9 protein-coding genes are annotated in these 10,930 nt (G+C 59.8%); 4 read left to right on the forward strand and 5 right to left on the reverse strand.

Features of this window, described 5'->3' with window-relative positions:
• Positions 1-541: 541 nt before the first annotated feature.
• From FJ404_18165 to FJ404_18180, 4 genes are all read left to right on the forward strand, one after another.
• Positions 542-2,152, forward strand: a complete 1,611-nt coding sequence (locus FJ404_18165; GenBank protein MBM3824777.1) for a PAS domain S-box protein — start codon at positions 542-544, stop codon at positions 2,150-2,152.
• Positions 2,153-2,158: 6 nt separating this feature from the next.
• Positions 2,159-3,589 (forward strand): PAS domain S-box protein, encoded by a 1,431-nt coding sequence (locus FJ404_18170; GenBank protein ID MBM3824778.1) that lies wholly within the window; start codon positions 2,159-2,161, stop codon positions 3,587-3,589.
• A gap of 126 nt (positions 3,590-3,715) precedes the next feature.
• A complete protein-coding gene (locus FJ404_18175; protein ID MBM3824779.1) occupies positions 3,716-4,372 on the forward strand; it encodes a response regulator transcription factor in 657 nt (218 codons plus the stop codon).
• Between the two features lie 308 nt (positions 4,373-4,680).
• The gene (locus FJ404_18180; GenBank protein MBM3824780.1) at positions 4,681-5,541 is read left to right on the forward strand and encodes an HDOD domain-containing protein; all 861 of its coding nucleotides are present in this window, start codon (positions 4,681-4,683) and stop codon (positions 5,539-5,541) included.
• A 14-nt stretch (positions 5,542-5,555) separates the two neighbouring features.
• Here FJ404_18180 and FJ404_18185 read toward each other — a convergent pair whose 3' ends face one another.
• The 5 genes from FJ404_18185 to FJ404_18205 form a co-directional block, all read right to left on the reverse strand.
• On the reverse strand, positions 5,556-6,299 hold the full coding sequence (locus FJ404_18185; GenBank protein MBM3824781.1) for a DUF547 domain-containing protein: 744 nt from the start codon (positions 6,297-6,299) through the stop codon (positions 5,556-5,558).
• A 112-nt stretch (positions 6,300-6,411) separates the two neighbouring features.
• On the reverse strand, positions 6,412-7,728 hold the full coding sequence (locus FJ404_18190) for a hypothetical protein (protein MBM3824782.1): 1,317 nt from the start codon (positions 7,726-7,728) through the stop codon (positions 6,412-6,414).
• A gap of 13 nt (positions 7,729-7,741) precedes the next feature.
• Positions 7,742-8,791, reverse strand: a complete 1,050-nt coding sequence (locus FJ404_18195; protein MBM3824783.1) for an aminoglycoside phosphotransferase — start codon at positions 8,789-8,791, stop codon at positions 7,742-7,744.
• Positions 8,792-8,794: 3 nt separating this feature from the next.
• Positions 8,795-10,114 (reverse strand): hypothetical protein, encoded by a 1,320-nt coding sequence (locus FJ404_18200; protein MBM3824784.1) that lies wholly within the window; start codon positions 10,112-10,114, stop codon positions 8,795-8,797.
• A gap of 197 nt (positions 10,115-10,311) precedes the next feature.
• Positions 10,312-10,930, reverse strand: a 619-nt coding sequence (locus FJ404_18205) for a DUF1349 domain-containing protein (protein MBM3824785.1), incomplete at its 5' end; no start/stop codon positions are given.

The following is a 10,930-nucleotide window of genomic DNA, read 5'->3' on the forward strand; positions in this document are numbered from 1 at the left end:
TCGGGGAGCTTCAGCGAGCGATAGACGCGCGAAGTGGCCAAGAGCCCCGCATGAGACGAAGCGGTCTCGTCGAGCGGCTTGGGATCGATGGCGAACGGCGACTTGGCTTGGACGGGCAAGCGAGCTGGCATGCGAAATAAATACATGATGTATATAACATTGCAAGAGAACAATTCACATCTGATGCGTCCTGAAGCGGTTTTTTTGAATCGCTACCGAATTACCCGTGGATCAGGGCTCGGGCGCGGTTCCCCCAAATGCACCCGTGTATCCCGATATTGTTGGTAGGGCGGCCTGTCCCAGCCCGCCGCCCACCGGATGCAAAACATCATGCTCCGGCGGCGCGCCGGGACGGACGCGCCCTACCTGCATCACCGACAACCTCTCGATGAACCGCAAAAGCACGAACTGCTGAAGGGCCGGAACTACCTGTTGCCCATGAAACAGCAATCCGTTGGGGTCTTCCTAACCTCCCCACGGCGCCGGCACGGAGCCTGCGAAAGCACCAAACGTGGTGCGCCCGTCCGGCGAGAACCCAGGCGTGAACCGACCCCTCAACCGATGCTGGATCCACGAGGCAACCCTCGGCCTGTTCGGCTTGGTCTTCGTGCTCGATGCCAGCTCGGATCGGCACGACGGTCAGGTCTGGATTCCGCTCTACTTCTTGCCGCTGGCGCTGTGTTTTCACCGGACCAGCAGGATTCGCCCGCTGGTTTTTGCGGTGATCGCCACCGTGCTGATGCTGGCACTGCCCTGGATCTTTCCGACTTCTCCAGTGGATCAGAATCTCTGGAGCTCCCGCTTGATCGCGGCTGCAGGACTGCTCCTGGGAGCCTTCATTGCGTGGATTTTCGAGCGGCGGCATTTCATGGAGTTCGAGGGTCAAAGCGGGCTTCAAGCCATTTTTGAAAACGAACCCGAGTGCGTCAAACTCATCGACCGCGAAGGCAGGCTTCTCAACATGAACCCCGCCGGCCTGCGCATGATCGAAGCGGAGAGCCTGACGCAAGTGGCAGGCAAATGCGTTTATCCCCTGGCCGCCGAAGAACACCGGCTGGCGCTTCAAGCACTCAATGAAAGAGTCTTTCGCGGAGAGTCCGGGCTCCTGCAATTCCAGATCATCGGGCTGAAAGGCACGAAACGCTGGCTCGAATCCCACGCCAGTCCGATGCGATCCAAGGACGGCACCATCTTCGCGCAGATCGCGATCACCCGGGACATCAGCGATTTAAAGCGGCTGGAAACGATCCACGCCGGGGAGAAGGAAGTCTTGAGATTGATCGCCGCGGGAGTACCGCTCGTCCATACGCTGGAGGCGATCGCCCGTTCAATCGCCGAGAGCGCTTCCGAGGCCAAAGTGCTCATCAGCCTGCAGGATGGGGAATCCCAGGTGCTCCGATCGATGGCATCCTCCGGGCTTCCGCCGGCCTTTTCAGCGGGGCTTGCCTCCCAACTCATCGGATCAGCCGAGGGGGCGTGCGGCACCTGCGCCTTTCAAAAACGGGCGGTGCTTTGCGAAGACATCGCCACCGATCCACGCTGGGAAAAGCATCGCAAAGCCGCGTTGAACTGCGGCATCCGCTCATCCTTTTCCATCCCGATTCTTGAACAAGGCACCCAGTTGCTGGGAACGGTCACCCTGTTTGGCCCAACCTCAAGTTTTCTGAGCACGGCGCATTTTCAGCTGCTCGAGATCGCCGCCAACCTCGGAGCCATCGCCATCACGCGGGCCAGGGACGAGAAGGCCATGCGAGAAAGCGAGCAGCGCTATCGCGAAATCTTTCTTCACGCGCCCGACGCCGTCTTCGTCCTCTCCACGGAGGAAGAAGACCAGGGCCGGATTCTGGCCGCGAATCCAGCCGCGGACCGGATGCATCGAGTGTCGCCCGGCAGTCTGGTCGGCAAAAACTTCCGGGAACTCAACAGCCCGAATTCCGCTGAACTGGTTTCGCTCCGGATGCGCCAGCTCTCCAAGGATCAGACCACTCAATTCGAGGTCGACCATGTTCGCGGGGATGGGACCGTCTTTCCCGCGTCGGTCTCGTGCGCCCAGGTCTTCTACAAAGGCCGCCCCTGTATTCTGGCTTTCGACCGGGACATTTCCCGCCAGCAGGAATCAGAGGCTGGACAACGGCGCAGCCAGGAACACTAGGAGTCGTTGATCCGTACGGTGGACGGGATCGTCTGGGAATGCGACGCCAACGATTTCCGATTCACGTTTGTCAGCGAAGCGGCGGAACGCATCCTCGGCTATCCCATTTCGGCCTGGCTCGAGGACCCTCATTTCTGGGCCAATCATGTCCACCCGGATGATCGGGAGGAGGCCAGGGCCTACTGCCTCCGTTGCACACGGCAGCGACGCGATCACACCTTCGAATACCGGATGAAATCCGCTTGCGGCAAGGACGTGTGGATCAAGGCTGTGGTCACGGTGGTCAGCAAAGATGGCGCGGCAGTGCTGCTCCGCGGAATCATGCTGGATGTGACGAAGCGAAAAGCGGTGGAAACCGAATTATTTGAAAAAGCAGAGCGCCTCCGCCTCGCGATCGAAGTTTCGGACGTCGGTTCCTGGGATTGGGACCTTCAGCAGAACGAGGTTGTTTTCTCTCCCGAATGGAAGAAACACCTTGGCTATTCGCCGAGCGAGCTTCCTGACCGCTACGAGGAGTGGGAACGAAGGATCCACCCGGACGACCGGACCTGGGTCTTCGAACACGTCCGGCGGTCGCAATCGGATCCCGCGTCTGCCTATGTGGTCGAGTTTCGACTGAGACACAAGGACGGGTCGTGGCGCTGGATTCACTCCCGCGGTCAAGTCGTGCGCGATTCTGGCGGTCAGCCCAAACGCATGCTGGGCTGCCATGTCGACCTCACACCGCAGAAACAAGGGGAGGCCGAGCGGGCAGCACTCCTGGCGCAGTTGCTGAGCGCGGAGGATGAGGAAAGGCGGCGCATCGCCCGGGAGCTTCACGACACCACCGCGCAACAATTGGCGGCCGTAAAGTTCAACCTCCTTCGGCTCAAGGGCGCCTATTCGGTGTTCCGCTGCGACGAAGACCCGCTGATGAAGGAAACGTACGGGTTGGTCGAGAAATCCCTCACGGAGGTCCGCAATCTGACCTACCTCTTGCATCCGCCTTTGCTCGACGAATTCGGCTTAAGCGGTGCCCTCAAAGAGCTGGCCGCCAGCATTTCCAGACAAGGGGAGTTGACCATCGAGGTTGAAATCGGGGCGATCGGGGAACGCCTTCCCCGCCAGATCGAAATGGCCCTTTTCCGGGTCGCCCAGGAAAGTCTGAATAACCTGCAGCGCCATTCTGGGAGCCATTCAGGCCTGATTCGGCTCGATGGCGACGCCGATCAGATTCGACTCGAAATTCAAGATTCAGGCAAAGGCATCGATTGGGTTCGCTCGAACCGGGGCGAGGGTCTGGGAATCCGGGGAATGCGCGAGCGCATCCGCCTGCTGGATGGCACGCTCGAAATCGAGTCGGACGAACAAGGCACCACGGTGCTCGCCGTCATCCCTCTCCGCGCCAAGCCTTCGCAAGCCTGCCTGGACAAAGACCTCGATCTGGAACTCGGTTAGCGGGACCGCAACAACCCGCGCCGGCTCGAAAAGCCGGAGGACCTTCTCGACACGAAGTTTCCCATCAGGCATCATTTCCGCAAAGGTTCAAGTGAAGGGAGAGCAAAACGAGCCTTTCGCAGTTCCATAGAAAAAACGCGCATCCTCATCGCCGACGATCACGGCTTGATTCGAAAAGGCCTTCGAGCCGTGTTGCAAGCGCGCCCCAACTGGGAGGTGTGCGGGGAAGCCGAGAATGGTCGGCAAGCAGTCGAGTTGTGTGAACAGCTCAAACCTCATTTGGTCATTCTGGATCTCATGATGCCCGAGCTCAACGGCTTGGACGCCGCCCGGAAAATCCTCACCCTCCTCCCCAAGACCTTGATCCTCGTGCAAACGATGCATGATTCGGAAGTGCTGGCCAAAGAATCTCTCGCCCTCGGCGTCCGTGGGTTCCTGCACAAACACGATGCCCCCGAAATGCTCCTCAAAGCCATCGATTCCATGCTCGACGGCCGAACCTTCTTCTCGAAGCGAATCTCCCACTTGGTCAACTCCCCCGCCACGAACGCCTCGACGTCGGGCGCCCCTTTGGCACACTCCCGCGGCCGCCTGACCCCGCGGGAAAGGGAACTCGTCCAACTCCTCGCTGAAGGAAAATCCAACAAGGAGTCGGCGGAATTGCTCGGCATCAGCCAGAACACCGTCGAAACACACCGCAAGAACGTGATGAGCAAGCTTCACCTCAATTCCGCCAGCGAATTGGTGCGCTATGCCATTCGCAATCATCTGATCGAGCCCTGACCCTCGTCCCCGCAGGCGATCCCAGTCCCCGCGGGTCCCTCGAAAGCGGAGCCCAATCTTCGGTCTCCCCGCCCCCTTTCAAAAACCGTTCGTGGCAGGGATCGACCTATCCCCGCCTCGTTCACCATCGCCTGGAATCATTACCCACTCGTCAGGATGGCGCCGGATGGAATATTCGTGGCAATCTTAGCTTGATCGAGTGGACGAATGTTCCAGGCAAAGCAACATCAAGACCGCCGATGGAGAAAGGCCACCATCCAGACTGAATCACCATTCGCCGGCCAGGCAAGCCACGGGACCGCTGCCCTATGACCTCAACTGCGTTGGAACTGTTGAAGAAGTCGGATCCGTTGACCGCCCCTTCCCCGGCCGTGATCAAGTTGATGCATGCCCTCAACCGGCCGGATTCCGACGCCGACGAACTGGTCAAGCTTGTCGAAAAGGATGTCGTGCTCACGGCCAAACTCCTGGCTGTTTGTAACTCAGCCCAATGCGGTTCGAGCCAGCAAATCGCCTCCGTCAAACAGGCCATCTTTTTCTTGGGCTTTAAGGAAATCTACCGCTTAACCCTCGCGATCAGCTTCGGCGGCCCCCTGGCCCAACCCCTCCTTGGATACGCCATCGAAGCCAGGCAATTGTGGCACCACAGCCTCGTGACCGCGCTGGCCACTCAAGCCATCCTGTCCCGCGCCAATCCCATGGGATTTGATCCCTCCGTCGCCTATACGGCCGGTTTGATCCACGACATCGGCAAACTCGTGCTCAATCAAGTGTTGGATCCCGATACGGAAGCCCGAATCCGTGAATGCGTCGAAGTCAACCACCTTTCACGGGTGGAAGCGGAGCGGCGCGTTCTCGAAACGGACCACTGCGAGATCGGGTCGCTCCTGTTGGAGCGCTGGAAGCTTCCGGAGGTCCTCGTTGACTCAACGGCCCGACATCATGAGCCGCCGTTGGAGCCCCAACCTCAGTTGTCCGCCGTCGTGCATCTCGCCAACTGCCTGGCCCACGAGGTGGGCTACTCCGCAGGGTGGCTTGCTTACGCCGCACGCACCAACGAAGGGGTCATCAAGGCTTTGGGGTTGCAAAACGAAGATGTCCAGCAACTCCTCCTGGACACTCATGACGCTTTGCAGCAAGTGGAAGAATTGGCCGCCGTCAAAGAGTAACGGTCCAAACCCTTTCAGGGAATGAACCGGTTCAGCGACCAATCGTATTCCGAGTATCGGATCTCGAACTTCTCGAAAGCAGCGGGCTTGGCCCCTTCTGGCCAATAAGGCCGAATCGCCGCCCAAACGGATCCCGAGGTTTTAACGAAATCTTCCTCGAACCACTTGAAGATTGGGGAAATGTAGACAAGCCGCATGTCCCAATCAATCCGGTGCTTCGAACTTTGGGCCAGAAATCGCCTCGCTTGATCAGATAACTGACGGTCAAGCCGGGACCCCACATAAGCCTCCTCCCTCAATGGAGGACAGCCCATCGCGGCGCAAACAAGCGCGAAGTGAATGCGCGGTTCCTGGTAGCGCTTGCGCAGGTTTTCGTGCTCCAACGCATCCAAACTCAGGGCCTCGCCAAAAAGCCTCACGACCGGAAGTTTCCAGGGACTTCGAAACGGCCCGCCAATCTCCTTGATGCTCTGGCGCGGCTTGTGATCGAGGACAAGCTTCAATGTGAAGGCGTTATAAGCGTTGCAGAGGAAAGCGATTTGGCTGGACTCGTCCCAGCCCTTGAAAGTCCCCGGCTCCACCGCAGACAAGGAGGCCAAATACCGGTCGAGCGATCGAACTTCGGATTGGAGCCGCGTGTAATCCACCAGTCCGTTTCGCACCACTCTCGACAGCAAAGTGGTCCATTCAGAATGGGCCGCGTCGAAGGCATTCGCCGCGTCAAGCCTCGCGGTCAATAACGTGAGGGTGAATACCATCCAACCTCGAGCCCATGAGCACCGCGCACGGAATGCTCTCCCCCATCTGGCTGCCCCATCCTCGCGAAGGACGCCGCCCTTTGGCACCACAAGAATCATCAATCCCTCACGCTCATCGTTTGACCCAGGTTCGCCTCGCACCACGCTCGGCCAGCCTGGCCAGGAACCGGCTTTCCTCCTCCAGGTCAATCCCATGATCGGCATGAAGCCGTGCCACCACCGGTTGGAGAAGTGTCGGAGCAAACAAGTTCGCTCCATACAGCGCGCCGGCAAACGCACCGGCCACGGACGCGTAAGAATCGGTGTCATGCCCCCACTCCAAAGTCAGTTGAAGCGCGGCCAGGGGATCATGATCGGCCAGTTCGAAACAGGAAAAAACGACGACGAACGGCACCTGGGCCTCCCATTTGGTCGTTCGCTCAAATTCCGCTTCCAACGCTTCAAACAATCGCGCCGGCTGTCCCGACGCTTCACGCGCCAGCCGCAGCGACAAATCCAACCAGCGGTCCACAGCTCTCTCAGACCAGCGAATCTTTCGGAAGCGAAGCGGATCAACCTCGCGCAGGGTTCGCATCACTTGTTCCATGGCTTCGCGAGCACCCCATTCCCGGGCAGGAATCTCCAAGGCTCGGGCCAGCCCGGCCACCAGCGCCGCGTTCAAATCCTTGCCGAATCCATTGTCAAAAAATCCAAGCCGATACGCCGCCCGATAAGCCTCCTCGGGGCGGCCCGGGAAAAGACCCGCCAGGGGAAGCAATGTCATTTGACCGCAACACGTCGGCAGGCTCTGCCACATCCGCTCCGGAGGAAGGGCCCGCGATTCATCACGGTCGCCGAGAACCCAGCGAGCGGCAAATTGCCACTCCTCAAGCCAGTCGCGGCAAAGTTCCTGATAACCCGGTCTCCCCAGGACGGCAGAAGTCCGCGGCCATTCCAGATAAGCACGGGCCAGATCCTTGACCTCCAGTCCAGCCAGCTTCCGCTTCGATGCCTGATGCAGCGCATACAGCAAGACAAGCTTGTGCCGCGTGTCATCCGTGATCGTCCCCGGCTGCGACTCAGGATTCCATTGGCCATAGGACTCCGTGCCTGGACGCAAAGCGGCGTAGCTCCTCAATCGAAGCCGACTCGCCGCTTGACGGCGACCCTCCGCGTCCAACCGCTCGCCAATCCGCCAGCGCTTCGTTGGCTCCGGCAGCGTCTGCACTCGATCCAAAGATTGAAACTCGATCGGGCCGCCCAGCGCGTCCCCAATCGCCGAGCCGATCAACAGTCCCCGAATCCGATCCAAACGATGGACTCCGGCGTGAGCCGCCCCCTCGCCAGACCACAACCCAAGCCCAAGCCCCGAACCGGCGGCGAACACTGCCCCCGTCGACAAAAATCGACGGCGATCAAGTTTTGCCACCCGTGATAATCGCGCGTTCATGGTTGCAGGCAGCTCACGAAAACGATCCAGGGTTCAACACCATGCTGCGGGAAAGCTCTAGCCAGTCGCGCTTGGAATTCAATCCTATCCGCAAGGGCAGTTGAGCGTAGCCGATCAACCGCCTCATGATCTCCACGCCCGCCAATTGCCACATCATGCCCCGATCAAATCCTTCCGGCGGATGATAAGATGCCTTCCAATGATGCCAGTCGGATTCCGGACGGCCGGCGAGCACGAGGTGCGCGAGAAACACCCCCGCGTCGAACTCGGGACGTCCAAAGAAACAGAATTCGGGATCGATCACACGAGGACCCCGTGGGGTTCTCACCAGGCTCCCGGGAAAAAAGTCTCCATGGATCAAACAGATGCCTTCTCCCAGATAAGCTTCGCGACCCAGCCGGCGCACCTCTTGAGCATAAGCCGGATCGCCGCGCAAGTCTCGCGCCACTTCATCCAACCCCGTCGTCATCCGATCCAGATCAAGCCCATTGTCCTGGTTCAACGGAATGTCGAAGATGTGCGCGTGATTGAGCGCACGCATTTCGGAATTTCGGATCGATGCCGCCAAACTTTCCCCGGAAAACGATGCATGGAGGCAAGTCAAGAAGTCCGCCGCGTTCTCAAGGTCAGCACTCGTGATGGAAGCCCCCCGATAAAGGTCGGTGTAGTCGCCCCCTTCGCCCAGATCTTCGAGCACGAGCAACCTTGAGACTGCGTCAAAATCCAGGATTCCAGGCACCGCCAGCTTCAATTTCGAATGTTCGGACAACAGCCGGTAAAAAGCCGCTTCCATCAAAATACGGTCCGCCGGCGCAGCCAAGGCTGGGTACTTTTCGACCCAAGGTCGCGACTGCTTGACGATGAAGCTTCGCCGCGAAGTCCGCACTCGCAGCGTGCAGTTCATGTTGCCTTCACCCGGCTGCCGGACCTCCTCCATGATTTCGCCCTCGGCCAGCACGCTCCGGGATCGCAAGTAGTCTTGCAGGGCTCGCGCTTCCGAACGTTCCAGGTAGAACCGGTCAGGATGCTTCGCCCGAAAAGCCTCTGCCGGGTGCGCACTCATTGACTAAGGCGATCGCAACAGGCGGTTCCTCAGGTCCTCAGGCAACGACGCCTGCTGGGAAACCCAAGCTCGCGCGGAGGCTGCGTCCGTGGACATCCACTGGGCAGCGAGTTTTCCCAATTCCTCGGATCGAGTGGCGCTGTCCGTAATCCGCAAGATCCATTCCCCCGCCAGAGCCGGTGCTTGCGGGCCGATTTGGCCCGCCAGCGCGGCAATGGCCACGTCCTTGATGGCGGGATCCTGAATCGCATTCACCCACTCTCCGGTTTGGCCAATGTCCCGCTGGCTCCATTGCTTCACCAACTCCGTGCTTGCGGTATCGCGCAATTCACCTTGAGGGAAGTTCAAAACCCATTCTCCGGCCGCCTCAGGTTCATGCTGAGCCCACCTCTGGATGATCGAAATGACGGCATCGTCCCGCGTCCGGCCTGCGACCATGGATTGCATCGCACGGGTTGCGGCGGCAACAGGGTCCTTGTCGCTCCATTGCACCACAATCTCCCCCAGCATTCGCTGCTGCAAGGTTTCATCGGGAATCTGGGCGGCCCATTGCGCAGCAGCAGGACCATCGAGCGCGGCCCACATCGACGCGGTCGTCGTCAAGAATCGATCCCGATCCGGACTAGGACTGAGTTCCGCGCCCAGGGCGAGGGCTCGCAACGGATCGGATCCCGCCAGCGTTCCGGCAAGTTCAAGGATGGCTGGTTCTCGCACGCTCGGATCCGCTTGAGTCTTGAAAAGCGCCAGAGCTCCTTCGAAGTCGCGGGAAGCATATCCTTGGACGACGGCCGAGACGGCTTCGGTCCTTGCCTGCCCGGCGGACATTCGGCTCACCCAGGATGAGGCCAGGTGCGGTTCGCGGTCCCCCCAGCGCCGGAAAAGTCGCGCCCGCAATTCCCGCCCTCCCCGCTCGAACTCCGCGTCGGTCAACAGCGCCAGCATGAGGGGATAATCCGCCAAAGCCAAATCCTCCACGAAGCGCGAGAGTATTTCATCCTTCTTTCCTGGATCCGTTTCCGCATTCCATGCCGCCATGAATCGGGCCAATGGCTCCTTCATCATGTTGGGCGGCGGCTGAAGATAATCCGTCCTCGTATCCGCCAACCCCTCGGCAGGGTTTGGGTCGCGAGCAGAAACGGATTGAGCGGACACACCGGCTGGAAGGTCCGTGATTCGAGGTGCCGGGCTCGGTCCCAAGTTTACCTCAGAGCGATTCTGAAGCCCGACCACCAACTTCCAACCCGCCACGATCGCGAGGGCAAGTCCCAACCAGGCCAGCCAAGGCCGCCGTGTTGCATGCTTGAAAATGGAGTTGTGAATCATCCGGGCACCCTCTGGGCAATGGACTCACCGTTGACCGGCCTGCGAAGCCAATCTGCCCATGGAAGTCTCCGACTGGCAAAAACAATCTGCATCTCCACCAGACCGACAAAAAAGGGCGCCCGGATGGCATATTCGGGCGCCCTTGTATCGCTGCCTTCCCCGCCGAGAGGCCGGGAAGGGTTTCGATCCAAACGAACTTAAGGAACGGCTGTCACATTCGAAAAGTTCGCGGTGCAGAGATCCCCGTCCGAATGTGAAGTGACGGCGAGGCCAATATAAACGGAGGAGGTCATGCTGATGGTGGCGGCCGATCCGATCTGAGTCCAGCTCGACCCATCCGGAGAACGATAAGCCCGGAAGGTGCTGCCCACGCGGGTCACTTTCACCCAATACGGCGCAGCCAGGCCGGTCGTATTGACGTTCGCACTCGCGCCCCCGGTTGTTGCCCGGTGTTGGAATGCGACCCCGTTGGCCGGTGTCACAAAAACCGAGGCGTGCTCGGCATTGGCGTTGAGGGTTTCACGGATCATGACACCCGCTTTCGCCCAGCCATGCGTGTTGCCCACCGCGTTGACTTTCGCCACAACACTGCAGTCCCCACTCGCAACCTGGTAAACATAACGGAAGTCATCCGCCGAGTTCCAGATATCGTCGCCCGAGCCGTTCAGGATGAAGGTGCCCGAAGCATGGGTCGCGGTGTCCGCATCGCTGTCTGTCGCGTCGGCTCCTGTGTCGGCCACAGTGCGGACGTAGCCCGCCAGTGTGCCGAAGGTGACTTTGTAGGTGCCAGGAACCAAGTTGGTGAACAGGTATTCA

This window comes from Verrucomicrobiota bacterium (assembly GCA_016871495.1).
Classification (GTDB): Bacteria; Verrucomicrobiota; Verrucomicrobiia; order Limisphaerales; family VHDF01; genus VHDF01.

What these genes read in the sequence shown, in the direction of transcription:
- FJ404_18190 (MBM3824782.1), bottom strand. Translation starts at nt 7,728, where the DNA reads ATGAACGCGCGATTATCACGGGTGGCAAAACTTGATCGCCGTCGATTT.
- FJ404_18180 (MBM3824780.1), top strand. Translation starts at nt 4,681, where the DNA reads ATGACCTCAACTGCGTTGGAACTGTTGAAGAAGTCGGATCCGTTGACC.
- FJ404_18185 (MBM3824781.1), bottom strand. Translation starts at nt 6,299, where the DNA reads ATGGTATTCACCCTCACGTTATTGACCGCGAGGCTTGACGCGGCGAAT.
- FJ404_18200 (MBM3824784.1), bottom strand. Translation starts at nt 10,114, where the DNA reads ATGATTCACAACTCCATTTTCAAGCATGCAACACGGCGGCCTTGGCTG.
- FJ404_18195 (MBM3824783.1), bottom strand. Translation starts at nt 8,791, where the DNA reads ATGAGTGCGCACCCGGCAGAGGCTTTTCGGGCGAAGCATCCTGACCGG.